Source organism: Mucilaginibacter gossypii, from assembly GCF_017569325.2.
GTDB classification, from domain to species: domain Bacteria; phylum Bacteroidota; class Bacteroidia; order Sphingobacteriales; family Sphingobacteriaceae; genus Mucilaginibacter; species Mucilaginibacter gossypii.
Genome location: NZ_CP071878.2, coordinates 35836 through 62761 on the forward strand (window position 1 = coordinate 35836; position 26926 = coordinate 62761).

Annotated in this window: 27 protein-coding genes and 5 tRNA genes; 25 read left to right on the plus strand and 7 right to left on the minus strand. The window is 40.6% G+C overall.

Translation table 11 applies throughout. The features are described from left to right. Positions 1–99: 99 nt before the first annotated feature. Positions 100–1209 carry a carboxypeptidase-like regulatory domain-containing protein gene (locus J3L18_RS00165; protein ID WP_129569046.1) on the minus strand — a complete coding sequence of 370 codons (1110 nt, stop codon included), beginning with the start codon at positions 1207–1209 and terminating at the stop codon, positions 100–102. Positions 1210–1357: 148 nt separating this feature from the next. Between J3L18_RS00165 and J3L18_RS00170 the strand changes: the two genes are divergently transcribed. Then, positions 1358–1744, plus strand: coding sequence for a hypothetical protein (locus J3L18_RS00170; protein WP_091165890.1), 387 nt, complete (start codon positions 1358–1360; stop codon positions 1742–1744). 70 nt (positions 1745–1814) lie between these two features. On the opposite strand, the gene J3L18_RS00175 is transcribed toward J3L18_RS00170, so the two are convergent. The 4 genes from J3L18_RS00175 to J3L18_RS00190 all read right to left on the minus strand — a co-directional run bounded on the left by J3L18_RS00175 (position 1815) and on the right by J3L18_RS00190 (position 6886). Then, positions 1815–2627: an enoyl-ACP reductase FabI gene (locus J3L18_RS00175; protein WP_129569045.1), complete on the minus strand. Its 813-nt coding sequence runs from the start codon at positions 2625–2627 to the stop codon at positions 1815–1817. A gap of 102 nt (positions 2628–2729) precedes the next feature. Further along, on the minus strand, positions 2730–4418 hold the full coding sequence (gene recN / locus J3L18_RS00180) for a DNA repair protein RecN (protein WP_129569044.1): 1689 nt from the start codon (positions 4416–4418) through the stop codon (positions 2730–2732). An 87-nt stretch (positions 4419–4505) separates the two neighbouring features. Further along, positions 4506–6503 (minus strand): M56 family metallopeptidase, encoded by a 1998-nt coding sequence (locus J3L18_RS00185; RefSeq protein WP_129569043.1) that lies wholly within the window; start codon positions 6501–6503, stop codon positions 4506–4508. A 5-nt stretch (positions 6504–6508) separates the two neighbouring features. After that, positions 6509–6886 (minus strand): BlaI/MecI/CopY family transcriptional regulator, encoded by a 378-nt coding sequence (locus J3L18_RS00190; RefSeq protein ID WP_091165901.1) that lies wholly within the window; start codon positions 6884–6886, stop codon positions 6509–6511. 260 nt (positions 6887–7146) lie between these two features. Here J3L18_RS00190 and murB point away from each other — a divergent pair, with 260 nt between their 5' ends. Both murB and J3L18_RS00200 read left to right on the plus strand, forming a co-directional pair. Beyond that, positions 7147–8193, plus strand: a complete 1047-nt coding sequence (gene murB, locus J3L18_RS00195; protein ID WP_375339191.1) for a UDP-N-acetylmuramate dehydrogenase — start codon at positions 7147–7149, stop codon at positions 8191–8193. A gap of 263 nt (positions 8194–8456) precedes the next feature. Next, complete coding sequence (locus J3L18_RS00200) at positions 8457–8993, plus strand: RNA polymerase sigma factor (protein WP_090528721.1); 537 nt, start codon at positions 8457–8459, stop codon at positions 8991–8993. A gap of 88 nt (positions 8994–9081) precedes the next feature. Here the strand turns inward: J3L18_RS00200 and J3L18_RS00205 are convergent, their stop codons facing one another. Both J3L18_RS00205 and crtID read right to left on the minus strand, forming a co-directional pair. Next, positions 9082–9690 (minus strand): helix-turn-helix domain-containing protein, encoded by a 609-nt coding sequence (locus J3L18_RS00205; RefSeq protein ID WP_129569041.1) that lies wholly within the window; start codon positions 9688–9690, stop codon positions 9082–9084. An 89-nt stretch (positions 9691–9779) separates the two neighbouring features. Further along, positions 9780–11258, minus strand: coding sequence for a bifunctional phytoene desaturase/3,4-desaturase (gene crtID, locus J3L18_RS00210; RefSeq protein ID WP_129569040.1), 1479 nt, complete (start codon positions 11256–11258; stop codon positions 9780–9782). Between the two features lie 81 nt (positions 11259–11339). Here crtID and J3L18_RS00215 point away from each other — a divergent pair, with 81 nt between their 5' ends. The 22 genes from J3L18_RS00215 to rplL all read left to right on the plus strand — a co-directional run bounded on the left by J3L18_RS00215 (position 11340) and on the right by rplL (position 26898). Next, complete coding sequence (locus tag J3L18_RS00215) at positions 11340–12191, plus strand: phytoene/squalene synthase family protein (RefSeq protein ID WP_223266148.1); 852 nt, start codon at positions 11340–11342, stop codon at positions 12189–12191. Then, the gene (locus J3L18_RS00220) at positions 12191–12736 is read left to right on the plus strand and encodes a hypothetical protein (RefSeq protein WP_129569039.1); all 546 of its coding nucleotides are present in this window, start codon (positions 12191–12193) and stop codon (positions 12734–12736) included. The genes J3L18_RS00215 and J3L18_RS00220 overlap by 1 nt, the downstream gene beginning before the upstream one ends. Next, positions 12733–13413 carry a lycopene cyclase domain-containing protein gene (locus J3L18_RS00225; RefSeq protein WP_129569038.1) on the plus strand — a complete coding sequence of 227 codons (681 nt, stop codon included), beginning with the start codon at positions 12733–12735 and terminating at the stop codon, positions 13411–13413. The genes J3L18_RS00220 and J3L18_RS00225 overlap by 4 nt, the downstream gene beginning before the upstream one ends. Beyond that, complete coding sequence (locus J3L18_RS00230) at positions 13410–13682, plus strand: cytochrome b5 domain-containing protein (protein ID WP_112652803.1); 273 nt, start codon at positions 13410–13412, stop codon at positions 13680–13682. Before J3L18_RS00225 ends, J3L18_RS00230 begins: the two co-directional genes overlap by 4 nt. Before the next feature lie 585 nt (positions 13683–14267). After that, positions 14268–17453, plus strand: a complete 3186-nt coding sequence (locus J3L18_RS00235; RefSeq protein WP_129569037.1) for a SusC/RagA family TonB-linked outer membrane protein — start codon at positions 14268–14270, stop codon at positions 17451–17453. Positions 17454–17466: 13 nt separating this feature from the next. Then, complete coding sequence (locus J3L18_RS00240; protein ID WP_129569036.1) at positions 17467–18957, plus strand: SusD/RagB family nutrient-binding outer membrane lipoprotein; 1491 nt, start codon at positions 17467–17469, stop codon at positions 18955–18957. Between the two features lie 171 nt (positions 18958–19128). Continuing rightward, a complete protein-coding gene (locus J3L18_RS00245; protein WP_129569035.1) occupies positions 19129–19908 on the plus strand; it encodes a hypothetical protein in 780 nt (259 codons plus the stop codon). A gap of 101 nt (positions 19909–20009) precedes the next feature. Beyond that, the gene (gene rpsU / locus J3L18_RS00250) at positions 20010–20201 is read left to right on the plus strand and encodes a 30S ribosomal protein S21 (RefSeq protein WP_090528691.1); all 192 of its coding nucleotides are present in this window, start codon (positions 20010–20012) and stop codon (positions 20199–20201) included. 89 nt (positions 20202–20290) lie between these two features. Further along, positions 20291–21202 (plus strand): tyrosine-type recombinase/integrase, encoded by a 912-nt coding sequence (locus J3L18_RS00255; protein ID WP_129569034.1) that lies wholly within the window; start codon positions 20291–20293, stop codon positions 21200–21202. Between the two features lie 12 nt (positions 21203–21214). Continuing rightward, positions 21215–21562, plus strand: a complete 348-nt coding sequence (gene hpf / locus J3L18_RS00260) for a ribosome hibernation-promoting factor, HPF/YfiA family (protein ID WP_091166593.1) — start codon at positions 21215–21217, stop codon at positions 21560–21562. A 241-nt stretch (positions 21563–21803) separates the two neighbouring features. Continuing rightward, positions 21804–21876, plus strand: a tRNA-Thr gene (locus J3L18_RS00265). A 65-nt stretch (positions 21877–21941) separates the two neighbouring features. Continuing rightward, positions 21942–22022 (plus strand) — tRNA-Tyr (locus J3L18_RS00270). A 146-nt stretch (positions 22023–22168) separates the two neighbouring features. Further along, positions 22169–22241: transfer RNA gene (locus tag J3L18_RS00275), tRNA-Gly, on the plus strand. A 96-nt stretch (positions 22242–22337) separates the two neighbouring features. Then, positions 22338–22409: transfer RNA gene (locus J3L18_RS00280), tRNA-Thr, on the plus strand. A 58-nt stretch (positions 22410–22467) separates the two neighbouring features. Beyond that, positions 22468–23655, plus strand: coding sequence for an elongation factor Tu (gene tuf, locus J3L18_RS00285; RefSeq protein ID WP_091166595.1), 1188 nt, complete (start codon positions 22468–22470; stop codon positions 23653–23655). Between the two features lie 83 nt (positions 23656–23738). Next, positions 23739–23809, plus strand: a tRNA-Trp gene (locus J3L18_RS00290). An 18-nt stretch (positions 23810–23827) separates the two neighbouring features. Further along, the gene (secE, locus tag J3L18_RS00295; protein WP_090529653.1) at positions 23828–24022 is read left to right on the plus strand and encodes a preprotein translocase subunit SecE; all 195 of its coding nucleotides are present in this window, start codon (positions 23828–23830) and stop codon (positions 24020–24022) included. A gap of 17 nt (positions 24023–24039) precedes the next feature. Beyond that, positions 24040–24582, plus strand: a complete 543-nt coding sequence (gene nusG, locus J3L18_RS00300) for a transcription termination/antitermination protein NusG (protein WP_091166597.1) — start codon at positions 24040–24042, stop codon at positions 24580–24582. A 179-nt stretch (positions 24583–24761) separates the two neighbouring features. Further along, complete coding sequence (gene rplK / locus J3L18_RS00305; RefSeq protein ID WP_090528676.1) at positions 24762–25202, plus strand: 50S ribosomal protein L11; 441 nt, start codon at positions 24762–24764, stop codon at positions 25200–25202. A gap of 28 nt (positions 25203–25230) precedes the next feature. Next, entirely contained in the window at positions 25231–25929 is a 699-nt protein-coding gene (gene rplA, locus J3L18_RS00310) for a 50S ribosomal protein L1 (RefSeq protein WP_090528673.1), read from the plus strand. A 2-nt stretch (positions 25930–25931) separates the two neighbouring features. Then, on the plus strand, positions 25932–26450 hold the full coding sequence (rplJ, locus tag J3L18_RS00315; RefSeq protein WP_090528670.1) for a 50S ribosomal protein L10: 519 nt from the start codon (positions 25932–25934) through the stop codon (positions 26448–26450). A 64-nt stretch (positions 26451–26514) separates the two neighbouring features. Next, positions 26515–26898 carry a 50S ribosomal protein L7/L12 gene (gene rplL, locus J3L18_RS00320; RefSeq protein ID WP_022833154.1) on the plus strand — a complete coding sequence of 128 codons (384 nt, stop codon included), beginning with the start codon at positions 26515–26517 and terminating at the stop codon, positions 26896–26898. The last annotated feature ends 28 nt before the right edge of the window (positions 26899–26926 follow it).

Here is a 26926-nt window from a genome sequence, read left to right on the forward strand (position 1 = left end):
TTTAATTGCCTTTTCATTCTGATAATTCACTCAATCCGTTTAATTCGAGTTCAGACAATATTCTGTAAATCCTTTAATTCTGAAAACTCTGATTCAGACTTACTTTTTTTCCACCACCGGCTCATAATCAACAGGTAACATTTCGGCAACGCGGCTTATGCCCCAGTCACCTTCATAGATTACGGAATGAGGATTAGCTACAATACCATTGTTATCAAAAAAGGCATATGGCTCATCGAAAGAAATAATAGTTGTAGCGTTGTTAGGCATGTTAAACGCCTGGAAAGAATTGTCTGAAGCTTCCCGGCCTTTTTTAGTATACATAACATACAGGCAATCGGTAAATCCTATAGCAAATAAGCCTTCCTGGTCTGTTAGCTTGAAAAAGTCGGCTCTGTCTAAGGGTTTATTGACAAGACTTTGCAGGTATTTATTATTGGGGCCACCGTGATAATTAGGATTAGGCTTACGGATCAGGCACATCACAACAAAGTTTTCTTGTGTGAGACTATCTTTTATAGCCGACCGATAGAAATGCATATATGAACCAAGGTACGCTGATTGTCGTTCTTTACGCCATTTACGCTTTTGTTTTTCGGTTCCCTTCAGGTCTTCGAAATTGGAGATCCCCTCATAGTATAGCATAGCTTTTGCCGGATTGTAATTGAAGTTGGTTAGTTTGTACTTTATCCTATAGCCGAGAGCCTTGTTTTCAATCTCTAAGAAATCATGCGAAGAAGCTTTTAGTACATAGGTGATGTCATCATAATCAAAATCAAGCACATCTGAGTTCAGGATTTTACATTTAGCGGCATTGTCCGAATAGCCTAAAAATTGCTGCCTGAAAATAGCATAGTATTTTTCACGGTTAGGATCGGGCCTGATCTTAATCTCATTTAGCTGAAAGGTTTTGGGGATAATACTGATGGTCCCCAGGTTGATATTGGCACTGCCCGCCTGCAAACTATAAGTGTAGGTTTCATAACCAACTATGGATATAATGAAATCATACTTGCCGGGCTTTACGTTGCTGAGGGTGAAAGTACCGTCATCAGCCGTTTTGTTGCCTACCTGGGCATTGTTTAAAAACACACTGGCATTGGGCACGGGCTTGGTATCGGTCATGTTGATTACTTTGCCGGTAATTTTTACCTGGCCCATACAGTACGCAGGTATCAGTAACGATAAAAGCAACAATAACTTACGCATGGTTAAAATTAAACTAAAATTTTAGTTTAACAATATGGCTGCATGAAAATTTATCAGAAATAAAGACTCGAAATAAAATAATTTAAAAAACGTTTAAACCTTTGAACAATTTTTTGTTCAAACAGTTATATAACTAACGCAATACTTTATGAAAAAAATCTTGACTTTAATTTGCTGCACTATAGTACTTGCTGCAACATCGTGTAAAAAGGAATATGTAACTACCAGCCCGAGCGCTACCACTATTTTTGATACCACTCCAAATTTTGTGCTCGACAATAGTATTAACGGCTATACCACGACTTTAAATGTACCCGAAATTACTGACTACTATAACAATCACGGTGCTGTTTTGGTGTATTTGGAGGATAATGGTACCTATGAACAGCTACCGGATGTGTATGGGGGGATAAGTTACAGGTTTGTATATCAAACAGGCAAGCTATACATTGATGCTCAAAATTCCGACGGAAGCGTCCCTACAGGTAACGGTATCCCCGGCCCGTTAAAAGTGAAAATAGTATTGGTGCCGTAATCCAATCTAACTCAAAACAAAAAGGAGCCTTGCAAACGCAAGGCTCCTTTTTGTTTAAGAACATTTGAAATTATTTCCCCATCTGATCGATAACCGCCTGGGTTACGCCAGTGTAAGAAAAACCACCGTCATGGAAAAGGTTTTGCATAGTAACCATTTTGGTTAAATCGCTAAACATAGTAACGCAGTAATCAGCGCACTGATCGGCATCAGCATTACCCAGCGGGCTCATTTTTTCGGCAAACTCAATAAAACCGTCGAAGCCTTTTACGCCCGAACCGGCGGTTGTACGGGTTGGCGACTGAGAAATAGTATTAACACGTACTTTTTTAGCCATGCCGTACTCATAACCAAAGTTACGGGCAATGCTTTCCAATACCGCTTTGTTATCGGCCATGTCATTATAACCAGGGAAGTAACGCTGGGCAGCGATGTAGCTTAATGCCAGTACTGATCCCCATTCATTAATGGCATCATGTTTCATGGCAGCCTGCAAAATGCGGTGAAGACTTAACGCAGATATATCGAAACCTTTGTGGGTAAATTCGTAGTTGTTTTCAAAATAAGGAATGTTTTTGCGCACGTTAACGCTCATGCCTATTGAGTGCAGGATGAAATCAACCTTGCCGCCAAAATGCTCCATGGTTTTGGTGAACAGGTTATTGATATCATCGCCATTGGTAACATCGGCACCAATAACCGGCGCGTTGCATTCTTCGGCCAGTTTATTGAGTTCGCCCATGCGTAAAGCAATAGGGGCATTTGATAATACAATTTCAGCACCTTCCTGTACGGCACGTTGTGCTACCTTCCAGGCTATTGATTGCTCATTTAGCGCACCGAAAATGATGCCTTTTTTACCTTTTAATAAATTATAAGCCATTTGTTAAGTTTTTATAATTGAAGCAAAGTTATAATTTTATTTCAGTTGCTGATTGGCTGTTTAAACTAACGGCCGTTATTGCCTGCTGCAAACTCAAAACTGCTAACTGAAGAGTAACTCTCTCGCATTTTGCAAAGCACTTTCGCCCGGCTTATCCCCGCTTAGCATTTTGGCTATCTCCAATACGCGTTCATCGTTGTCCAATTGCTTGATCCGGGTAAAGGTAGCGGCTTCGCTATCATCTTTATAAACAAAATAATGGCTTTGTCCTTTGCTGGCGATTTGCGGCAGGTGGGTAATGGTGATTACCTGTAGGTTTTGCGCTAATCGCTCCATTATCTGCCCAACCTTATTGGCTACCTCGCCTGATACACCGGTGTCAATCTCATCAAAAATAATAGTAGGCAAGGCAGTGTATTGCGCCACAATAGATTTAATGCTCAGCATCAACCTCGAAAGCTCTCCACCGGATGCCACCTTGCTCATCTCAGCCAAAGCATGTCCCTTATTAGCCGAAAATAAAAATTTAATGTTATCAATCCCCGTAGCAGTAAGTAAGGGAGCTTGCTCAGTAGCCCCCCCTTTAGGGGGCGGGGGGGGCGTTTGCTCAATGCTTAACATCGAGTTTCCCATCCCCATCTCGGCCAGTGTTGCCAATATCTGTTTCTCAATATCCGGGATAGCTTTTTTGCGGTTGACTGATAACTGTGTCGCCAGCTTTTCAAGTTCGGCTTTATCGGCAGCAATTTGTTTTTTCAGCTTTTCAATGGCTTCGTCACCAAAAAGGGCTTGCTGCACTTTGTCTGATAATTCTTCCTGAATTTGCAATAGCTCGGCGATGGTATTTACCCGATGCTTTTTTTGCAGATTGTAGATCATGCTTAACCGGTTGTTCACCTCTTCGGCACGGGCTTCATCAATAAAAGTATGCTGTTCAATGGCATCAATTTCAGCAGCAATATCTTTCAATTCTATGATAGTGCTATTGATGCGCTGGTGCAATTCAGCCACAGCCGGGTTGTATTTTTCTATAGAACCCAAAGCTTGTCCGGCTTCTTTTAGCTGAGTCAACGCTGCAGCTTCGCCATCCTGTAAAAGATAGTTGGCGCCTAAAAGGTTGCGCTTAATTTCTTCGGCATTGTTGAGGGTGTTTAGTTCCAGCTCCAAATGTTCCTGCTCATCGGCAACCAAAGCACCTTTTTCAAGTTCATCAAACTGAAACTGGAAATAATCAAGATCGGCTTTGGCTTTATCATTTTCGGCTATGAGCTGGTTCAACTTGCTTAACGACTTTTTATATGCTTTGAATTTGGTTTGATAATCAAACAGCAGATCCGAATGACGGGCGACGGAGTCAACCACTAACAGTTGAAAATCCGGATCATTGATCTCCAGCGTAGCATGCTGGGAATGGATGTCAATCAGCTTTTCGCCTAGTTGCTTCAATGCTGTGAGGTTAACCGGCGTATCGTTTACAAAAGCACGGGATTTACCATCGGCAGAAATTTCACGGCGTAATACCGTTTCGGTTTCATAATCCAGATCGTTATCCTCAAAAAAATCGGCTAAATGAAAGCCACTGATTTTGAAAGTGCCCTCAATAACGCATTTTTTTTGCTGGTTAAAAAAGTACTTGCTTTCGGCCCGTTGTCCTAAAATAAGTGAAAGGGCACCCAATATGATCGATTTACCTGCACCGGTTTCGCCGGTTAATATGTTCAGGCCGCTATCAAAACCTATCTCCAGGTTATCGATAAGCGCGTAATTATTAATGGTTAGCTTTTGAAGCATAAAAAAAGTGTCCTCATTTTATTGAGGACACTAAATTACAAATTAAGGTTCTTTAAAAAAGATTTTTAATGCTAATTGCTAATTTATTTAGTCAGCTGTGTCTGGTTTGATATCTTCTTTATCGTCGGTGTCAAACTTGTAATCAAAGTCTTTATCCATTTTATCGCGGTAAAGTTTCATTTTTTGTTTAAACGCCGGGCTTTTCATATAGTCCCGCAGTTTTTTGCTGGCTTCTTTAAGCCGTTGTTGTGCCGCTCTAATTTCAGGGCTATCCTGGAAGCCGCGCATTTGCCGGCCAATGTCCCTCATATCCTCCTGTAGTTTTTTCATGTCGGGATTGTTGTAGGCCATCCTGATGCTATCGCCCATGGCCTGCATACGGTTTCTTTTGGCAATAAATTTCGGCGAGTCATAGCGGCTGCGGATTTTTTGGCCCAGGTTTTTCAATTGCTCTGTTTGCGCCTTCACATCGGCCGGGATCTTGCTTTGCAGTTCGTCCTGGTATTTTTTGTAGTTAGGGTCTCTATCGTCGTTATAACCACGATACCCACGATCATGCGGGATGCCATATTTTTTCTCCAGCTCTTCGTTCATTTTTTTAAACTCAGGACTGCTGTAATAAGCACCAATCTTGCGGCCTATCTCACCCATCTGTTCGCTGGTTTTTTTAGATTCGGACGTTTCGCCATATTCCTTTTGAAAATCTTCGCCCATTTTTTGCATTTCCAGCTTCATTTTTTCCATGCCTTCAGTATTATAATAGGCCTGCAGGGCTTTGCTTTTAGCTTCAAGCATTTCCTGTTGCTTTTTGAAATCATTGCTGTTGTAGTATTTACCAATCAGCTCGCCTTGTTTGTTTACTTCGGCGCTGAGTTTTTCAAGCTCAGCATCGTTAAAACCGTCGTAGTTAAAAGAATCATGGCGTTGTTTGGCTTTAACTATTTCGGCCTGGGTTTTCTTTTTATAGGTTACAGGTTTTTTAGTTTTAGGAGCCACCTTGCGTATGGTATCTTCCACAAATAGAGCATGTAAGGCGGCAGGCGCAGCAACTTTTTTAACTGAGAGCTTGCCGTCTTTTATGGTGGGGTTTAGCCAGGCAATGCTGCTAACGCCGGCAGCCATTATGGCAATGGCCACAAGCAGGTGGCGGATATTGCCTATAGGTTTCTTTGTTTTCATGATGCGTTCAATTCTGTTTAATAAATGATATTTTTTGCCATTAGCAGCCAGGGCCAGCTGTAAATGCTGCTGCCTGGTTTGCTCAAGCTTCAAAAGCGCGTGTGCATAGATCAAGGGTTGCTGTGTTGTTTGCACAACAAGGTCATCGCAGCTGTTTTCGCGCTCCTGGTTAATGATTCGATTAATTAATTGGGCAAAGGGATTAAAGAATAACAGTATGGAAATAAATTGCTGCATCAGGTTCAGCAGGTAATCATTACGTTTAATGTGCGATAGCTCATGCAGTAAAATGGCTTCAACCTCGGTAGCCGATAAGTATGTAGTAAGGGTTATCGGCAACAAAATAATGGGGCTTAAAAAGCCTATCATACAAGGGGCATCAACCATACGGCTAAAGTTTACCCACACATTTTTAGTAATGCAAAGCTTTTGGCAAAGCTCATCGGCAAAGTCCTGTAGCCTGTCGGCGGGTACCATGGTACGTTTTATCAGGCTGATCCTTTGCCAGCTTAAGCTAACTTTAAGCAGGTTAAATACCAAACCAGCAAAGTAAAGGGCTGATATATAAGGCAGATAGCCTTTTATAACGTATTCGTAATAATTGTTTTGCGGTTTGAATGCTACTTCATGCAGCGGAAGGTAGAAACGTGGTAATAAAGATGGTGCATTGGCGGATGTAAAATTGATCCACTCGTGCAGCCTGAACTGATGGATAAACGTGTATATAAACCAGGCGCTTATGGCAAGGATGGCGCCCATGGCCAAATTGTGCTTTTTAATGGCCGATAACTGCGGCCTGCAAATAAACACTAATCTTAAGGCAAACCATACTAACAAACCCTGCCATAACGATTGCAGAATAGTTACGCCCAACACCTGGCTTATATTATAGAATAAATTTTCCATCACGTTTATTTTTTATCCTGATCAAATTGATTCAAAAAATTTTTAATAGCGTCAATCTCGTCTTTTGATGCGCGGTGCTGGCCAAGCGCCTGGATCACCAAATCGGAAGTGGAGCCTTTAAATACAGTAGACAAGATTTTATCCAGAGCGTTGCTTTGGGCCTGCTCCATTGTGAATAAAGCCTTGTAAACATGGGTTTTTGAAGTGGTGTCGCGCTCAACCATTCCCTTATCGTGCATAATCTGCATGAGTTTTAAGGTGGTGGTGTAGCCGGCATCCTTGTTTTTAGCAAGCTCCTCGTGAACTTCACGTACGGTGCACTGGCCCTTTTTCCAGATCACCTGTAAAATTTCGAGTTCGCTTTCTGTTGGTTTAATTTCCATCTGTTTCTCTATTACGAATTTCTTCGTACAAATATCTACGATAGGTTTCGTATTTGCAAATGGTTTTGAAATTATTTAACAAATTTTAACGGTAGGGTGGGTGGTGAGTGGTTGTCTGAATCAGAATTTTCAGGATTTGAGAATTTACAGAAAATGGTCTGAACAGACAAAATTCCCCCAAATCCCGGTTCAGACAAAATCACTATCTTTTGGTTACTTTTGCACTCAATAGATTCGGAAAATAAAAACTCCGAAATCGAATATCCCAAATCCGACATCAAAAAAACATGCTGCAAATACAAGAAAACGTATCCCTCAAAAATTTTAACACCTTCGGTATTGATACCAGCGCCCGTTATTTTGTAGAGATAGCCCATGAAACCGAACTAACAGAACTGTTTGCCGATCCGCAGTGGCAGCAAACAGAGCGACTAATACTCGGTGGCGGCAGCAATATGCTTATGGTTGATGATTTTGACGGACTGGTTGTGCGCATGAACATCCGCGGTATTGAGCACCGGATTAGTCATGACGATGTTTATGTAGAAGCAGGTGGTGGCGAGGTATGGAATGACCTGGTTAATTATTGCGTTGTGCATGAATATGCTGGTGTCGAAAATCTGAGCCTGATCCCGGGTTCGGTAGGGGCATCGCCTATACAAAATATAGGTGCCTATGGCGTGGAGCTTAAAGATGTATTTCACAGTTGCCGCGCTTTTGAAATAGCGACAGGGACATTCAGAAATTTCAGCAAAGAGGATTGTAAATTTGGTTACCGCGAAAGCATTTTTAAAGCCGAACTGAAAGAACAGTATATTATAGTATCGGTAAAGTTCCACTTATCGCTGGTGGCAAGCATTAACACCAGGTATGGGGCCATTGAGCAAGAATTACAAAACAGGGGTATCTCAAACCCTACTATTAAAGATGTATCGCAGGTGGTGGCGCGTATCCGGGTATCCAAACTCCCCGATCCGTCAACTATAGGAAACGCGGGCAGCTTCTTTAAAAACCCGGTGATCAGTGCCGAAGAATTTGCTGTGGTGCAAGCTAAATTTCCTGATGTGGTAAATTATCCTGCTGCTGATGGCGGCGTAAAACTGGCTGCCGGGTGGCTCATTGAACAATGTGGATGGAAAGGAAAAACCGTTGGCCACACAGGAACATGGAAAAACCAAGCCCTGGTTTTAGTGAACCATGGAGGCGCTACGGGGCAGGAAGTGTATAACTTTTCGTCGCAAATCATAGACAGTGTGTACACTAAATTTGGCGTTATACTACAACGTGAGGTTAATATTATTAGTTAAATAAGTTTATTTAAAGTGAATTTTCATTTTTAATAAAATTTCTTCTCAATAACATTCCTGTTACAAATGTTCCCTAAATAAGTTTGATTTTCTGCTGTAAAAATTCATAACGTTCTGTTTTTCAGTATTGTATTTGTAATCAATGTGTGAATATTACACAATGAGTAAGTTTCAATACCGATGTTTAAATGTGGACTTTTTACTACACACTTTGGCTTAATGGCATCATGCTTGTCTAATTGTTAATACAAAACTTTAACAAAATGACAAAGATTGAGTTTAACACCCTTGTACTACGTCAGGCGACTTCTTTAAGATCATACGCTTTACATTTCACGCACGACGCAGACGATGCTAACGACCTTGTCCAGGATACAATGTTGAAGGCCATAACTTACTACAACAAGTTTAAGGAAGGCACCAATTTAAAAGGATGGTTATATACCATCATGAAAAACACATTCATCAACAACTATCGCCGTTTTGTTAAAATGAGCACTTTCGTTACCAAGAGTGATGAAATATCATCGCCCAACCTGGTATTTAGTTCAACCAAAAATCAGGGCGAAGCCAAATTTGTTATGGATGATATTAAAAAAGCTTTAGACAGGCTACCCGAAGATTATTATGTACCCTTCACCATGTACTTTGAAGGTCATAAATACCATGAAATTGCCGATCACCTGGATATCCCGATCGGTACGGTAAAAACCCGTATACATGTAGCACGGAAACTGCTCAAGAAAAACCTTAAGGCATATGATAACGGCATCGCCAAACCCGTTTACGCAGAGAATTAATATTCAATTAAACTCCATCATATATATAGAAGAAACCCGCCCATGAGGCGGGTTTCTTGTTTCAATTCAGGTTATTAACGGGGCTGTGTTATCTTAAAAAAGGTACAGCCGGCTGATAAAATATTTGCCGGGTATTATATACCAATACGCTGTTGAAAACGATATAAATAAAGTTTATAGCATAAAACAACGGCATACTCAATATTATAAGTTCGCCCACGCCAAGGTTCAATATAGATGAGGGAATATGAAAAAATTCGTGGTTAAAAAGAACAATAGCTGTTAAAACGATAGCTAAACACCATGATATTTGAAAATTGATAAGCCGTTTACAAGGTTTATCTATATCCTTTATTTTTTTTCTGTTGGATAACCACAAGGCCAGTGGCAATGCTATTCCCAACATAGGGAATATAATGAAGCTTAAGGCTGATAAATTGAATTGTAGTAAGAAGTTTCTGCTATCATGATTCAAAATTCCTGCCGGTTCGAAAGGCAATTCTGTTAAATCTTCAGGACTAATATTTAGTGCGGTTGCCAGTCTTTTAAGTGTATCGCCCCTTGCGTCTGTTTCATCGTTTTCTATTCGTTGCACGGTTCTTAAACTTAGTTGGGCTTGTTCAGCCAATTCTTCCTGGCTTAATCCTTTACGGTTGCGCAATTCCTTAATCTTTTTTCCGGGGTTATAGGTTTTCATATTGATATATTTTGCTGAACAAAAGTATAACTGCCTAAAGAATTAATTGCCGACTTGTTTACGTCATGTTTACGACATTGCTGTTATTGCTAATACGCCAACTTCTTCATTGCCTCCTTCGCAACCACCTGCCCTGAGATAATTGCCGGCGGCACACCTGGCCCGGGCACAGTAAGCTGGCCAGTATACAACAGGTTGTTGATATGTTTTGCCTGCATGGCGGGTTTAAAAAAAGCAGTTTGGGCAAGTGTATTTGCCAACCCGTAAGCGTTGCCTTTAAAGGAATGATAATCGACTTTGAAATCATTTAGCGCATAGCTCCGTTTCACCACGATCGAATCCCTTATGTCATGCCCGGTAATCTGAGCAAACCTATCCATCATCAGGGTGAAATATTTTTCGCGGATGGTTTCGTCATCATTTAAGCCCGGCGCTATCGGCATCAGGAAAAACAGGTTCTCGCCGCTCTCGGGGGCAACCGTGCTATCCGTTTTTGAACTACAGCAAACATAAAACAACGGACTGGAGGGCCATTGGGGCGCAGTATAGATCTCCTTGGCATGCAATTCAAAGTCTTCGTCGAAGAATAGATTATGGTGCTGTATGTTCGGCACTTTTTTATTAGTGCCGATATAGAACAATAAGCTCGATGGCGACATCGTACGGCTATTCCAGTATTTAGTAGTGTAGTTACGATAGGGTTTTTCAATTAAATGCTGGTCAACATGTTGATAATCTGCCCCTGCAATTACCATATCGGCGGTGAATACGCCGTTATTGGTTTGGATTTTATCAACCTGTTTATCCTGTATATTGATTTTTGTAACCTCTGTATTGAGCTTGATCTCAACCCCCAGTTCGATGGCCATGCTTACCATAGCTTTTACTATTTCGTTCATGCCACCCATAGGGTACCAGGTGCCCAGGGCAAGGTCCGCATAGTTCATCATGCTATACATGGCCGGGGTATTTTGCGGGGTGGCTCCTAAAAATAACACTGGGAACTCCAGTAGTTTAATTAATTGGGGGTTTTTAAAATATTTGCGTACATGGCTGCTCATACTGGTAAGCAGCTGCATGCTGAAGCTTTTTTTGATCAGGTTAAAGTCGATAAATTCGGTGATGGAATGGGAGGGGCGGAAAACGTACTCACCCATGCCTACTTTATATTTATATGCCGCCTGGTTTAAAAAATCCCGTAATGCTTTACTACTGCCAGGTTCGGCTTGTTCAAACAGGGCTTCAAGCTCAACCATATCCGCTGGGACATCAAATATTTCATTTTTGCTGTAATAAACACGGTAGCCGGGATCAAGCCTTTTTAGCCGGTAATAATCGGAAGTTTTTTTGCCGAACAGTGCAAAAAAGTTTTCAAATACGTCGGGCATCCAGTACCAGCTTGGCCCCATATCAAACCTGAAACCATCCTGCTCCCAGGCCCTGGCACGGCCGCCGGGCTGGTCATTTTTTTCCAGTATGGTAACTTTAAATCCTTCTTTAGCTAAAACACAGGCTGCTGATAAACCAGCAAATCCCGAACCAATAACAATAATATGTTTGCTGTTCATGTTTAATGTGAAGCCCAAGATAAGAAAAATGTTTTAGGCCTATAAAAAACAATACCGCTTTGAATTTGTACTTTTGAAAAAATGACCACGCGAGTGCCGATGATGAACCTGTACGATGAAACTTGTTTTGAATGCAGTAAACTTATAACAAAAAAATATAGCACTTCCTTTAGTCTGGGCATTAGAACTTTCGATAAAAGTTTTCGTTATCCTATTTATGCCATTTACGGCTTTGTACGTTACGCTGATGAAATTGTAGATACCTTTCATGGGTACGACCAGCAGCAACTGATCAACAGTTTTGAGGAAGAGACCTTTAAGGCGATTGAAGAAAGGATCAGCACTAATCCTGTGATTCATTCTTTTCAACAGGTAGTTAACCGGTTTGAGATCGATCATGAATTGATCAGGGCTTTTCTGCGATCAATGGAAATGGACCTGCATAATAAAGCCTATGATGAGGATAGCTACCAAACTTATATCTATGGTTCGGCAGAGGTTATCGGCATGATGTGCCTGCGTGTTTTTACCAATGATGATATTCAATATCAGGCCCTTGTACCGAAGGCCCGAAGCTTGGGGGCAGCTTTCCAAAAGATCAATTTTTTAAGGGATGTTAAGGCAGATTATACAGAACGTGGGCGCTCATACTTTCCCGGGGTCGATTTCAATAATTTTACCGAGCATGATAAGCTTGCCATTGAGGCGGAAATTAAACACGATTTTGATGAAGCCTTTGAGGGGATAAAATGCCTGCCTGCCGGTACCAGGCTTGGGGTTTATATTGCCTATATTTACTACCTGCAGTTGTTTAAAAAAATAAGTTACACACCTGCCAATGTAATACTACAAAAACGCATCAGGGTTTCTGATTTGTGTAAAATGAGTTTGTACATCAAAGCTGTTCTGCAGCAAAAGTTAAATGTTATTTAATGTTTAGGAAGATCTTTTTTATAGCCAGCATATTGGCATTGGTATTCGGGTTGAAAATGGCTGAAGCCGAAGAACCCAATCTGAAAGTACTGCGCAAGCAAATGCTTATTGCTATTGATAAAAGCAAAACCACCGATTCGTTGTTTAATAACCTTAATGGTATCAAAGAAAAGAGTGGTATAGTCAATGGTTTTATAGGCGGCCTGTTTGCCTTAAAAGCCAAACATGCCTGGAACCCATATTTAAAATTGAAATATCTTAACAGATCGGAAAAGGTATTTAGGCAGGCATTAATTGAAGATCCGCATAATATCGAGATCAGGTTCATGCGCTTTTCTGTTGAACACAATGTGCCTTCTATTTTAGGCTTTAATAAAGACCTTGCTGCGGATACTGACGATATCATAGCGCAGCTGGGTAAAAAGAATTATGGCTCGGCCGATAAGGAATTGACAATCCAGATTATCAAATTTCTCCTTCATTCCAAAAGATGCACTCCTGCCCAAAGCCAGGCGCTCAATAAACACTTAACCGAACTTACGTGAGATACACCTATTTACTAATCAACCTGCTAACGGTATTTTTTCCCGTTGTGCTTTCATTTGATAAAAGGGTGCAGTTTTACAAGAGCTGGAAATTTATATGGCCCGGCATGGCCATTACCGGTTTGTTTTTTTTGTTTTGGGACATGCTTTTTACCATAAGAGGTGTTTGGTCGTTCAATCCGGCATACATCATAGGCGTTAAGTTTTTTGGTTTGCCCTTAGAGGAAATACTATTCTTTTTAACGGTACCGTTTGCCTGTATATTTATTTACGCCTGCCTTAATCACTATATTAAGTGGCTGATGCCTTTCAGGCTTACCGGCATTATAAGCAGTATGGTAATATTGCTGAGCATCCTGATGCTAATATTTTATCACGACCGGCTTTATACCGAGATTACGTTTGGCTTATTGCTACTGCTTGTGGTGCTGATTCAATACGTTTTTAAGGCCGATTGGGTTAATCGTTATTACCTTGCTTACATTGTGGCGCTTTTGCCTTTTTATATAGTAAACGGCATATTAACCTCTGTACCAATAGTGTTGTACAATAACGCCGAAAACCTGGGAAAGCGGGTTGGCACCATCCCATTTGAGGATCATTTTTACCTGATGGCTTTACTGCTCATGAACATTGGGTTCTTTGAATATTTTAAACAACAGAAGTTAAGCCAATGAGTGAGTTGCCAATATACACCAAATCACAACTGGCCTTACGCAATGGGCAGGATAAGCCCCGGATCTGGGTAGCCTATAAAGGTGATATTTATGATGTAACTGAAAGCCGCTTATGGCGAAACGGAAAACATTATGAGCACTGGGCCGGACAGGATTTGACAGATGAACTTGCCGACGCACCACATACCGAAACCGTATTTGAGAGATTTGTAAAGGTCGGTCGACTCATCACCCCCGCCCTCTCTATTGGGGAAGAAGAGAAGGATTGATATGCTTTTTAAACAAAATACTCCCAAAACATTTTTAAATAGTTTCTGAAATGTGGCGCCCCCTCTTCTTTCTGTCATCCCCGCGTCATTTAAAGCCCGGATTGGTAGGGAATATTATGCGATAAATCATGTAAATATATTGTTACGTGGCCGTTTCTCGCCGAAAAGTACGAAACAATTAAGGTTTTTCCTTCCTGTCATACCTTTTTCAACAGGCTATGCATGGTACAATTTATAGTTGTAAAAAGGGAGTTTAAGGACCGGCAAGTTGTAGTTTTTCTGTTGGATTTCTCGTGACAGTTAATTTTATTGTGTTGTGATTTACAAGAGCTTATAAAACAAATTAGGAAAATGCCTCGCGCATTTTCCTAATTTATAATTAACAATATTAACTGACTTATTACCGGCCGGATCTAACGGCCATATGGTATTAACGATAGTAAAGGTAATTTCTTGTTGATTATTTCCTAAAACCTTCATTGAAGTTAAAAAAATTCATGTAAAAGAAATATTACATTCATTATTTGTTTTATTTTGTCATTGGCTATTAAGTTTGCTTCCTTAACTATTAGCTAAATTTTTTCTATGAAAAAACGACTACTACTAATTTTGTGCAGTTTCGTATTTGCTGTAACACAGCTTTTTGCGCAAAATCACACTGTTACCGGTACGGTAACAGCCAGGGAGGATGGTCTTCCTCTGCCGGGTGTATCGGTGAAGATAAAAGGGACAACTACCGGTACCCAAACCACCGTCGACGGCAAGTTTTCACTCAACGTTCCAAGCAACGCAGTTTTAACATTCAGCTTTATCGGTTATGCAACCCAAGATGTACCTGTAGGCGCTTCAGCAAACCTAAAAGTGGTTTTAGAAGCATCAGCCCGCGGCCTTAACGAGGTAATCGTAACGGCATTAGGTATCACGAGGCAACAGAAATCATTGGGTTATGCCGCGCAACAGGTTAAAGGTGAAGACCTTACGGTTACCAAGCAATCTGACCTTAACACCGCACTTGCCGGTAAAATAGCCGGTGTACAAGTTTTAGGTGGTTCCGGTGCAAAATTTGGTGTATCAACTATCCGTATCCGTGGTATCAACTCATTATCTGGGGGTAACCCAATTTATGTAGTAAACGGTGTTATTACTGATCCGAACGCAGTGAACAATGATGATATCGAATCAGTTTCGGTATTGAAGGGCCCTGCTGCTACGGCACTTTATGGTCAGCGCGCATCTGAAGGCGCGGTTGTTATCACATTAAAAAAAGGCGCAAACAAAGGCGTTGGTGTTTCAATCAATCAATCAACCACTTTCGAAAAAGTTTATCAGCTACCTGACTATCAAAACGAATATGGTGGCGGTACAAGTGTAAAATGGGATACTTATCAGTATGACCCTGCTAATGGCTCTCCTGCTTCATACGCAAAATTTAACGGCGTAAAAATTTATGATTATGGTGTTGACGAAAGCTGGGGCCCTAAAATGGATGGTACACTTTACGCGCCATGGTATTTCTGGGATCCAACCAATCCAGATTTTGGTAAATTGAAACCATTTGTACCGCAACCTAATAACGTACGTGATTTTTACCGTACGGGTGTTACTTTCAATACCAACGCAGCTTTCTCAAAAGCAGGCGATGACTATAACCTGAGGGTTTCATACACTAACATAGATCGTACGGGTATCACTCCAAACAGCGATCAGAAACGTAATAACGTAAGCGTAAATGGGGAGCTGAAGCTTACTAAAAAATTAACTGCAAGCGCTAACGTTAACTTTTCGCAAATTAATTCATTCAACATTCCTTCAGAAGATTATGGTAAACAAACCATAGGTTCATTTAGCCAGTGGTTTCACAGGGATGTTGAAATTGATAAACTTAAAAATTATAGAAGGGCCGATGGTACATTTACATCATGGAACATTTCCGGCCCTGACGATTTAACTCCGCACTACTGGGATAACCCGTACACTGAGGTTTACGAGAATACTTCAAAATCAAACAGCAACCGCGTTTACGGTAACTTAACTTTAAGCTATCAGTTTACTAAAGACATTTCTGCATCATTCATAGCAAGGCAGGATTTATTGACCCGCGATGCGAGTGCACAAGTAGGTTCAGGTACAATAAACCCTGATTCATACACTCAAAATCAATACACCTACAAAGAAAATAACTATGTCGGTAACGTAAGCTATGGCCATAACTTTAAAGACCTTTCTGTAAAGGCAGGTGTTTATGCAGAATCACGTCAGGATCGTTACACTTACTTATCAGGTGCAACAGTAGGCGGTTTAGCAATTCCTGATTTGTATACTTTAAGCAACTCTGCAAATGCGGCAACTTCATTTAGCTACAATGCGCTTTCAAGGGTAAACAGCTATTACGGTTATACCTCATTTGGCTATAAAGATTTCTTATACCTTGATTTCAATGCCCGTAACGATAGGTCTTCAACCTTGCCGGTTAACCACAACTCATACTGGTATGGCGGTTTATCAGGTTCATTTGTATTTACCGAGCTGATGCCTAAAAACGACATCTTAACATTTGGTAAATTGAGGTTATCCGCAGCTAAATTAGGTTCTGACGCGCCTATTTACTCAACATACCCAACTTATAACCTAAGCACTACTCCGCATGGAAATGATGCTGTGCAAACAGTACCCAATACTTTGCCAAATGCAAATTTAACTCCAAGCCTTTCAACATCATATGAAATTGGTACCGAATTGCATTTCATCAAAGACAGGGTTAAGTTTGACTTTAACTACTACACGCGCACTACTAAAGATCAGATCTTATCATTGCCTGTTAATGGTACAACCGGTTATTCAACAGTTGTTATCAATGCAGGTTCTATCCGTAATAACGGTATCGAGATCAGCCTTGGAGGTACACCAATTAAATCGAAAGATTTTACCTGGAATGCTGATTTCAACGTTTCATTTAACCGCAACAAAATTGTTTCGCTTTACCCGGGTGTAACTAACGTAAAAGTAACTCCCGACGGTCTTGCCGGTTATGGCCCAGGTGGCGTTCAGTCTGCCGGCGCTCAAAGCTTTGGCTTTGTTGGTTCACCAAGCTTTGGTATCAACGGTTATCTTAATCAGTCTTATGGTCAGATCATTGGATCTGGTTTTGCACGAGATGGCAAAGGAAATATCATAATTGGTGCTGATGGCCTTCCGGTAAGGCAGGACAACGTTAACCTTGGTAGCATGTTACCAAGCTATACAGGTGGTTTTACCAACTCGTTTAACTACAAAAACGTGGTACTTGCTTTTTCTCTTGACTTCCAAAAAGGCGGTAAATTTGTATCAGTTACCCAGCAAAACCTCAATGGTTCGGGCTTAGGTATCGAAACCATAGGTAACAACGCAAAAGGTAACCCGGTACGTAACCCGGTAGCTGAAGGTGGTGGTACCTTGGTAGCAGGTGTACATGCTGATGGTACTCCGAACACTACTTATGTAGAAACCCGTACTTTATACGAGCAATCATACAGCCAGATTTGGGAAAAATGGACTTATGACGCATCTTACGTTAAATTAAGAGAGGTGAGCATTGGTTATTCGTTCCCTAAAAAGATGTTAGGCAGGTTACCATTCCAAACTGCGTACTTTGGTATCACAACCCAAAACCCATGGATGATCTATTCAAAAGTTAAAGGTGTTGACCCATCACAATTGCAGACTTCATTTTATGAAGGTGGCCAATTGCCAAACACAAGAAACTTAGGTTTCAACATTAAGGTAACATTCTAACAAGCTCTTCATCATGAAAAAATCATATATCAGTAAATATATAATCGGGGCTGGTATGTTTATACTTGCCTCATGTAAAGTGGGCGGCGATTTAAACGTTAACCCAAACCAGTCGCCAAATGCGCAAACAGGTTATCTGTTAACCAGTGCGCTGCAATACTTAGGTGGTGTAAACGGCGCCGGTGCAACAACTAACATCAACGCATTCACCGGCGAGTTATACTCTCAGTACCTTGCTGAAACATTTTATACCAACGAATCGCAGTTTTCGTTAAAACAATATGACTACCAGGGTTATTACACTGGTCCACTTGAGGACTTGAAGACACTGATCCAGTTTAATACGGATCCAGCTAAGAAAAGCCTGCAGTCGACTATTAAATTTGGTTCAAATGCTAACCAGATTGCAGCCGCGCGCATATTAAGGGCATTTATTTACCTAACCATTACTGATAGGTGGGGTGATATTCCTTACTCTCAGGCTTTAAATGGCGTATCTGGCTTAACTCCGGCATTTGATGCGCAAAAAGATGTTTATGCGGCTTTAATGAAGGAACTTGACGAAGCGCAGGCACAATTTGACGGCGGTGCAGCTTTAAGCAATGATATTTTATTTGGTGGAGATGCTACTAAGTGGAAACATTGGGCTAACTCATTACATGCGGTTATGGCATTGAGGTTATCAAAAGCTGATCCTGCAACCGGTAAAACTGAATATGCAAAAGCAGTAGCAGGCGGTTTAATGACTTCAAACGATGACAACGCCGTATACGATTATTTGGCTATCCAAACTAACGAAAACCCATATTACACCAATTACAGAAGCCGCTACGACTACGCCGTGAGCAGTCTTGTTGTTAATACTTTAAGTGATCTTAAAGACCCAAGGTTGCCGGTTTATGCTGCGCAAACAGCATCGAAAACTTACGTTGGTTTACCTTATGGTACTTTTGGTGATGCTTTGGGTAACTATAATAAAGGAACACGTAGCAAACCAGGTAACGTATCATTGATTGGTTTAGCAGTTTCCGGCCAGGCTTCACCAACAGTGTGGACATCATACGCACAAATTATGTTTACCCAGGCCGAAGCTGCTCACCTTAACTGGATTGCTGGTGGTGACGGCGCTGCTGCCGATTTCTATAATAAAGGTGTAGCTGCATCGCTGGAACAAAACGGTGTTAGCTCGGCAGATGAAAGCGCTTATCTTGCGCAGGCATCAGTTAAATTTTCTGCAGCAACTGCTATGAACCAGATCATGACCCAGAAATGGATTGCAGGTTTCTTAGGTAACGGTTGGGAGTCATGGGCAGAATATCGCCGTACAGGCTTGCCTAAATTACTTGATCCGGTTTCTGGTTCATTAAGCCCGGATCAAAAGATCCCGCGCAGGCAACAATATCCGCAAACCGAGAACGACCTTAATAAAGCTAATTACAACGTTGTAATTGCCCGTCAAGGTCCGGATGCACTTAATACAAGGGTATATTGGGATAAACAATAATTATTGCTTATAGATTATGAGAACAACAAAGGCTGCCATTGGCGGCCTTTGTTGTTTATAGTAATTATTATAAGTGTGTAATCCTCCAAAATGGAATAAAACAGATTTAGTACTATTTAACATATACTATTCATTAAACCGGCTATCTTAGTTTAAACTGATAAGCCTATCATGAACATTAAACCGATCTTGTTTTTTTTTATTCTTTTTTTATTTCTCGATCGGGTTGCTGGTCAAGAAAAACATCAAGCGGAAATTATCGTGGGGAAGCCTGCCGGGAGAAGCAGTGATTTATATCTAAAGCGATCCTTTATAATACATAATCAAATAGGTACTCGCACAGATACAAATTATGCGAACGCGAAATTGATCCGCACGGGATGGGATGATGGGATATTTAAAACAAATCCGGGCTTTTACCGGCATGATCTTGTAAGTAGGGTTCCTGCAGGATTTGCAGCGCTTTCGGAAACTGACAGGAGGATGTTTATAATAACTATTAATCAAGATTCCGTTAGGCAAATGAAAGATACCGTATGCTATAGCGATGGTAAGTTACACAGATGTCTTTATGCGGTAATGCCGGTAACTTTGAGCAATCAATCTCCTGATACATTAAATTATATCAATATGTCATGCTCGTGGCTTGATGTTTTTAAAACAGATGCCGGAAACGTAAAATTTTTACCCACGCCCCTGATAGAGGAATGCTGGAAAAATAACCCTGCTGTTTATACGGTTGCGCCCCATCAACAAAAGGTATTTCATATACCTACGGCTTTTTTAACGGATACGGGCAAAGGAGGATTGTTCGAATCAAAAGTTTTTAAGATAGGAATGTGTTTATACAAATATATTGAGGGTTCGCAGCTCCCTGTTGATATACGTGGGTTAACGCTTTGGCAGGAAACAGATAATATTATTTGGAGCAATGAGATTGCCGTGAGATAGTTAGCTGGTTTTAAATCAAAAAATAATTCCCGCTCTCTATTTGATATTCAAAACATTGTGATTATCTTTGCCCTCCCTTGAAAGGAGGTATTTTAGGAATTATGATCATTATTAACGTAAAAGACGGCGAATCATTGGACAAAGCATTGAAACGCTTCAAAAAGAAATTCGAAAAAACAGGTGTTTTAAGAGAACTACGCAGTCGTCAGGCTTTTGAAAAAAAATCTGTAACCCGTCGTCATGTTGTTAAACATGCTATCTACAAACAGACTTTAAACCAGGAAACTGTTTAATTTTTTTGTTGAAAAGAATTAATTAATTTCTTGACACTATATTAAAACTATTTGTACATTCATAATCCCGGATGTATAAATAGTTTTTTATGTTTTTAGAGCGTTTTATCCAGTACATCAAGTACGAAAAACGGTATTCAGTGCATACTGTTTCCGCATATCAGTCTGATCTGGATCAGTTTATGCGCTTTTTAAATAATTCCGGTGGTGCCGATCCCGCGCCCGAGCCGGTTATTAACCATCCATCGCAGGTAAGCTACCATGACATCCGTAACTGGATGGTTGAGCTTATTGATCAAAAACTTACCGGCCGTTCGGTTAACCGTAAAATGGCCACGCTACGCAAATACTTCAAATTTTTATTGCAGGAAGGTATTGTTGAAACCAACCCAGTATCCAGGGTGCGGTCGCAAAAAGTTGCTAAAACGTTGCCCGTAGTGGTTGAAGATACGCGCCTCACAAAAATGTTAGATAGGGATGACATTTTTACAAATGATTTTCCGGGCCTGCGTGATAAGCTTGTTATTGAGCTGTTGTTTGGCACCGGCATGCGGCTTGCCGAACTGTTAGGTATTAAGCAACAGGATATTAGCTTTGAGGGGGGAGTGGTAAAGGTACTGGGTAAGCGTAACAAAGAGCGCATTATCCCTATTAATAATGAGCTGAAGGCCCTGCTGCCCGAATATATGGAGGTAAAGAAAAATCAAAATTTTGATAACAATTCCTTCACATTAATCGTTACAAATAAAGGAGCCGATGCTTATCCGAAATTGATTTATTTAATAGTGCAAAAATACCTATCTAACATATCAACCCAAAATAAACGGAGCCCACATGTGCTCAGGCACACCTTTGCAACCACAATGCTAAATAACGGGGCCGATTTAAATTCAATTAAAGAGCTTTTGGGGCACGCTAACCTGAGCGCAACCCAAATTTACACGCACAATTCAGTTGAAAGACTAAAATCTATTTATAAACTCGCCCATCCAAAGGCTTAAAAAGGAGGAAACATGAAAATTACAGTGCAGTCAATTCATTTCACCGCAGACAAGAAACTTTTAGATTTTATTCAGAAAAAAGCTGATAAGCTTGATACGTTTTATGACCATATTATTAGCGGTGAAGTTTACTTAAAGCTTGAGAATGTGGAAGATGAATGTAATAAGATAACGGAGATCAAATTATTGCTACCCGGAAATCAAATATTTGCAAAAGAGAAGTGTAAGAGTTTTGAGGAAGCTACCGACCTGGCGGTTGAAAGCCTGAGGAAGCAAATTGAAAAGCATAAACAAAAGAAAGCCCTTGCTGATGCTACAGCAAAAAAAGCTGTTTTAACGGCAGTTGAGGAGGGTTTTTAATATTATAAAAAGGCTTGTTTTAAGCCTAAATCGGCAGGTTTTTAGCCTGCCGATTTTTTTTGATAAAAAATTTTGACGTGGCGTTATTTTTTGTAGATTTGCAGTCCCTTTCGGGGAGGTATTTAACGCCTCGAAAAAAAGTTAAAATAGTTCTTTAAAATATCAAAAAGCTTATTACTTTTGCGCTCCGTTATCGAAAGCCACTTTAGGTTTAGGTAATAGAAAGGCAAGATAAATATAAGCCTCCTTAGCTCAGCTGGTAGAGCAACTGACTTGTAATCAGTAGGTCATTGGTTCGATCCCGATAGGAGGCTCAGTTTTTTTCGGATTGAGGTATTTAGCTTCAATTTTGGATATCGCAAATCCGGAAATAACTACCGGGGGGATACCAGAGCGGTCAAATGGGACGGACTGTAAATCCGTTGCTTCGGCTACGAAGGTTCGAATCCTTCTCCCCCCACTAATTAAAGTAAGCAGTTTGTAGTTCGCAGTTAGCAGTTTTGTTAACGGAACTATAAACTGCTAACTTGATTAAAAGGGTTTGAGGAATGGGTGTCATGAGCGGTTAAGCTGCTAATTGAATACTGCAAACCTAAAACTGAATAAGCGGAAGTAGCTCAGTTGGTAGAGCGATAGCCTTCCAAGCTATAGGTCGCGAGTTCGAACCTCGTCTTCCGCTCGGTTGGTTCATTAGTCGGTTAGTTCACTTGTTCATTAGTGGCGGCTGCAAAGACCAATGAACTGATAAACGAGTGAACCAATGAACAAAAAATTAGCCGACGTAGCTCAGGGGTAGAGCACTTCCTTGGTAAGGAAGAGGTCATGGGTTCAAATCCCATTGTTGGCTCAGTGTTATAAAACATACATTAAAGTTAAAATTAACCTACAAAAATAATTTATAGATCATGGCAAAAGAAAAGTTTGACCGCAGTAAGCCGCACTTAAACATCGGTACAATCGGTCACGTTGACCACGGTAAAACAACCCTTACCGCAGCTATCACTAAAGTTTTGGCTGATGCAGGTTTATCAGAAGCTCGTTCATTTGATTCAATTGACTCGGCTCCTGAAGAAAAAGAACGTGGTATTACCATCAACACTGCCCACGTTGAATATTCAACAGCTAACCGTCACTATGCACACGTTGACTGTCCAGGTCACGCGGATTATGTGAAAAACATGGTTACTGGTGCTGCGCAAATGGACGGTGCAATCATCGTAGTTGCTGCAACTGATGGTCCGATGCCACAAACTCGTGAGCACATCCTGTTAGCTCGTCAGGTAGGTGTACCTGCACTTGTTGTTTTCATGAACAAAGTTGACATGGTTGATGATCCGGAATTATTAGAGTTAGTAGAAATGGAAGTTCGTGAATTATTATCATTCTACGAATTCCCAGGCGATGATATCCCAGTTATCCAGGGTTCTGCATTAGGTGGTCTTAACGGCGATCCTACCTGGGTTGGTAAAATTATGGAGTTGATGGATGCTGTAGATAGCTACATCCCAATCCCTCCACGTTTGACAGATCTTCCTTTCTTAATGCCTGTTGAAGACGTATTCTCAATCACTGGTCGTGGTACTGTTGCTACTGGTCGTATTGAGCGTGGTGTAATCAACTCAGGTGAGCAAGTTGACATCCTTGGTATGGGTGCTGAAAACTTGAAATCAACTGTAACTGGTGTTGAGATGTTCCGCAAAATCCTTGATCGTGGCGAAGCTGGTGACAACGTAGGTTTATTGTTACGTGGTATTGAGAAAACTGATATCCGTCGTGGTATGGTGATCTGCAAACCAGGTTCAGTAACTCCTCACACCGACTTCAAAGCAGAAGTTTACGTATTATCAAAAGCAGAAGGTGGCCGTCACACTCCATTCTTCAACAAATACCGTCCGCAATTCTATTTCCGTACCACTGACGTTACTGGTGAGATTTCATTAGAACCAGGTGTAGAAATGGTTATGCCAGGTGATAACGTTACCATCACTGTAAAACTGATCAACGCTATCGCAATGGAAAAAGGCTTACGTTTCGCTATCCGTGAAGGTGGTCGTACCGTAGGTGCTGGTCAGGTAACTGAAATCTTGAAATAATAATATTTCAATAAAAAGGTTAATTTGAAAACATAAGTTTAGCCTTCAACGGCAAACTTATGTTTTCTTATTATAAATAACACACGGGAATAGTTCAACGGTAGAATAGAGGTCTCCAAAACCTTTGATCAGGGTTCGAATCCTTGTTCCCGTGCTTAAGCACAATATAAAAATGGCAGGCGTAGCTGAATATATTAAAGAGTCATACATCGAGTTAACCGAAAAGGTTACCTGGCCTACATGGCGCGAGCTTCAAAGCAGCGCTGTTTTGGTATTGGTTGCCGCTATAATTATTGCGCTGGTTATCTTAGGTATGGACCAGATCATTAATTATTTGCTTAAACTGTTTTACACATCACTAACATAATATCAGGGGAGACGGAGATGAGTGATCAATTGAAATGGTATGTAGTTAGGGCTATTAGTGGTAAGGAAAAGAAAGTTAAACAATACATAGATGCCGAAATTAGCCGTTTGGGCATTAGTCATTTGGTACCACAGGTATTAATACCTACGGAGAAATATTACCAGATGCGTGATGGAAAGAAGATCGCGAAAGAGCGTAACTACTTTCCGGGCTATGTGCTTATGGAAGCTGTTTTAGATGGCGAAACTGAACACATCATTAAAAATATAAACAGTGTTATAGGTTTTCTGGGCGATAAAGCCGGAAATGCTATACCGCTTCGCCAGTCAGAAGTTAACCGTATTTTAGGTAAGGTTGACGAGATGAGCGCACAGGGCGAAACCATGAATGTACCTTATTATGTTGGTGAGGCCGTTAAAGTTATGGACGGGCCTTTCAACGGTTTCAGCGGGGTTATTGAAGAGGTTAACGAAGAAAAAAAGAAACTGAAAGTAATGGTAAAGATATTCGGGCGCCGTACGCCGCTTGAATTGAATTACATGCAGGTAGAGAAAGAATAGTTTTCAAATAATTTCGGATGTCGGATTTTCGATTTCGAAATTATTGAATTTAAAATATAAGATGAGAGAAGCGGGAGTTAAATCCGAAATGGAAATTCCCAAATCCGAAATCGACACAATCTTAAATGTTACTTAGCTTCCACTTACTAACATTGAGTTTATAATTAAAGTAAATTAAAATGGCAAAAGAGATCGGTGCAATGGTTAAGCTGCAAGTTAAAGGCGGCGCCGCAAACCCATCACCACCAATTGGCCCTGCATTGGGTGCAAAAGGTGTGAACATCATGGAGTTTTGCAAACAATTTAATGCACGCACCCAGGACAAAGCTGGAAAAGTATTGCCTGTTTTGATTACTGTGTATGTTGACAAATCATTCGAATTTATCATCAAAACCCCTCCCGTTGCTATCCAGTTATTGGAAGCTACCGGTTTAAAGAGTGGTTCTGCTGAGCCTAACCGTAAAAAAGTTGCCAGTGTTAACTGGGAACAGGTTGAGACTATAGCAAAAGATAAAATGGTTGACTTGAACGCGTTCACAGTTGAATCGGCCATGAAAATGGTGGCAGGTACTGCCCGCAGCATGGGAATTACCGTATCAGGTACAGCTCCCTGGAATTAATTAATTTATACAAATCAGTTTAAAGACAGTGGCAAGATTAACAAAAAATCAAAAAGTGGCACTCTCCAAAATTGAGGCAAACAAATCGTACACATTACAGGATGCATCTGCATTGGTAAAGGAATTAACCCTTACTAAATTTGATTCATCAGTTGATATAGACGTTCGTTTAGGTGTTGACCCACGTAAAGCCAATCAAATGGTACGTGGTATTGCAACATTACCTCATGGAACCGGTAAAACTGTACGTGTATTAGTTCTTTGTACTCCTGATAAGGAACAAGAAGCTAAAGACGCAGGTGCAGATTACGTAGGTTTGGATGATTATATTGCCAAGATTGAAGGCGGATGGACTGATGTTGATATTATCATTACTATGCCAAGTGTTATGGCGAAGGTAGGTCGTTTAGGTCGTATTTTAGGCCCGCGTAACCTTATGCCAAACCCTAAATCAGGTACAGTTACCCCAGAAGTTGGTAAAGCTGTAACTGAGGTAAAAGGTGGTAAAATCGATTTCAAGGTTGACAAAACCGGTATCATCCACACTTCAATAGGAAAAGCATCTTTCTCTGCAGATAAAATTTATGAGAATGCATTAGAAGTATTGCAAACAATCTCTAAATTAAAACCTTCTGCAGCAAAAGGAACATATTTCAAGAGCATTCATATCTCTTCAACTATGTCGCCTGGAATTACAGTTGAAACTAAATCAGTAGCGGGGATCTAATCATGAATAAAGAAGAAAAATACGACCTTGTTGTAGCCCTAACTGAGCAAATCAAAGAGTATGGTAATTTTTATATCACTGATACCTCTGATTTAACTGTAGCCAAGATCAACAACATCCGCCGTAAATGTTTCGAAAACGACATTACGATGCAGGTAACCAAAAATAGCTTGATCAAAAAAGCTATGGAAGCTGCAGGCGGCGATTTCAGCCCTATATATGATGTATTAAAAGGTTCATCATCAATCCTTTTCTCAAAGTCAGCAACTGCTCCGGCAAAGTTGATCAAACAATTAAGGAAAACAGGTGAAAAACCAATTTTAAAAGCAGCTTATATTGATTCGGCAGTATTTATAGGTGATAACCAGTTAGATACTTTAACCAAACTGAAATCAAAAGAACAACTGATCGGCGAGATAGTTGGCTTACTACAATCACCTGCCAAAAACGTACTTTCTGCACTACAATCAGGCGGAACTACAATTGCAGGCCTTGTAAAAACATTACAAGAAAGAGGTTAACGAACGCCTCACAAAAGTTCGACAATAACAAACAAAAAGCATTAAAAGTAAAAATTTAAATAAAATGGCGGATTTAAAAGCGTTTGCTGAACAGTTGGTAAACTTAACAGTAAAAGAAGTAAACGAATTAGCTCAAATATTAAAAGATGAGTATGGTATTGAGCCTGCTGCTGCTGCTGTAGCAGTTGCTGCTCCTGCTGCTGACGGTGGCGATGCTGCTCCAGCTGCTGCTGAGCAAACTGCATTTGACGTTATCCTGAAAGAAGCAGGTGGCGCTAAATTAGCAGTTGTTAAATTAGTAAAAGACTTAACTGGCCTTGGTTTGAAAGAAGCTAAAGATCTTGTTGACGGTGCACCAAAAGAACTTAAAACTGGTGTAACTAAAGAAGAAGCTGAATCTTTGAAAAAACAATTAGAAGAAGCCGGAGCAGTAGTTGAGGTTAAGTAATTTAACCTACTGAAATATAGCATCAAGA

What these genes read in the sequence shown, in the direction of transcription:
- J3L18_RS00165 (WP_129569046.1), bottom strand. Translation starts at nt 1,209, where the DNA reads ATGCGTAAGTTATTGTTGCTTTTATCGTTACTGATACCTGCGTACTGT.
- J3L18_RS00170 (WP_091165890.1), top strand. Translation starts at nt 1,358, where the DNA reads ATGAAAAAAATCTTGACTTTAATTTGCTGCACTATAGTACTTGCTGCA.
- J3L18_RS00175 (WP_129569045.1), bottom strand. Translation starts at nt 2,627, where the DNA reads ATGGCTTATAATTTATTAAAAGGTAAAAAAGGCATCATTTTCGGTGCG.
- recN (WP_129569044.1), bottom strand. Translation starts at nt 4,418, where the DNA reads ATGCTTCAAAAGCTAACCATTAATAATTACGCGCTTATCGATAACCTG.
- J3L18_RS00185 (WP_129569043.1), bottom strand. Translation starts at nt 6,503, where the DNA reads ATGGAAAATTTATTCTATAATATAAGCCAGGTGTTGGGCGTAACTATT.
- J3L18_RS00190 (WP_091165901.1), bottom strand. Translation starts at nt 6,886, where the DNA reads ATGGAAATTAAACCAACAGAAAGCGAACTCGAAATTTTACAGGTGATC.
- J3L18_RS00200 (WP_090528721.1), top strand. Translation starts at nt 8,457, where the DNA reads ATGACAAAGATTGAGTTTAACACCCTTGTACTACGTCAGGCGACTTCT.
- J3L18_RS00205 (WP_129569041.1), bottom strand. Translation starts at nt 9,690, where the DNA reads ATGAAAACCTATAACCCCGGAAAAAAGATTAAGGAATTGCGCAACCGT.
- crtID (WP_129569040.1), bottom strand. Translation starts at nt 11,258, where the DNA reads ATGAACAGCAAACATATTATTGTTATTGGTTCGGGATTTGCTGGTTTA.
- J3L18_RS00215 (WP_223266148.1), top strand. Translation starts at nt 11,340, where the DNA reads ATGACCACGCGAGTGCCGATGATGAACCTGTACGATGAAACTTGTTTT.
- J3L18_RS00220 (WP_129569039.1), top strand. Translation starts at nt 12,191, where the DNA reads ATGTTTAGGAAGATCTTTTTTATAGCCAGCATATTGGCATTGGTATTC.
- J3L18_RS00230 (WP_112652803.1), top strand. Translation starts at nt 13,410, where the DNA reads ATGAGTGAGTTGCCAATATACACCAAATCACAACTGGCCTTACGCAAT.
- J3L18_RS00235 (WP_129569037.1), top strand. Translation starts at nt 14,268, where the DNA reads ATGAAAAAACGACTACTACTAATTTTGTGCAGTTTCGTATTTGCTGTA.
- J3L18_RS00240 (WP_129569036.1), top strand. Translation starts at nt 17,467, where the DNA reads ATGAAAAAATCATATATCAGTAAATATATAATCGGGGCTGGTATGTTT.
- J3L18_RS00245 (WP_129569035.1), top strand. Translation starts at nt 19,129, where the DNA reads ATGAACATTAAACCGATCTTGTTTTTTTTTATTCTTTTTTTATTTCTC.
- rpsU (WP_090528691.1), top strand. Translation starts at nt 20,010, where the DNA reads ATGATCATTATTAACGTAAAAGACGGCGAATCATTGGACAAAGCATTG.
- J3L18_RS00255 (WP_129569034.1), top strand. Translation starts at nt 20,291, where the DNA reads ATGTTTTTAGAGCGTTTTATCCAGTACATCAAGTACGAAAAACGGTAT.
- hpf (WP_091166593.1), top strand. Translation starts at nt 21,215, where the DNA reads ATGAAAATTACAGTGCAGTCAATTCATTTCACCGCAGACAAGAAACTT.
- tuf (WP_091166595.1), top strand. Translation starts at nt 22,468, where the DNA reads ATGGCAAAAGAAAAGTTTGACCGCAGTAAGCCGCACTTAAACATCGGT.
- secE (WP_090529653.1), top strand. Translation starts at nt 23,828, where the DNA reads ATGGCAGGCGTAGCTGAATATATTAAAGAGTCATACATCGAGTTAACC.
- nusG (WP_091166597.1), top strand. Translation starts at nt 24,040, where the DNA reads ATGAGTGATCAATTGAAATGGTATGTAGTTAGGGCTATTAGTGGTAAG.
- rplK (WP_090528676.1), top strand. Translation starts at nt 24,762, where the DNA reads ATGGCAAAAGAGATCGGTGCAATGGTTAAGCTGCAAGTTAAAGGCGGC.
- rplJ (WP_090528670.1), top strand. Translation starts at nt 25,932, where the DNA reads ATGAATAAAGAAGAAAAATACGACCTTGTTGTAGCCCTAACTGAGCAA.
- rplL (WP_022833154.1), top strand. Translation starts at nt 26,515, where the DNA reads ATGGCGGATTTAAAAGCGTTTGCTGAACAGTTGGTAAACTTAACAGTA.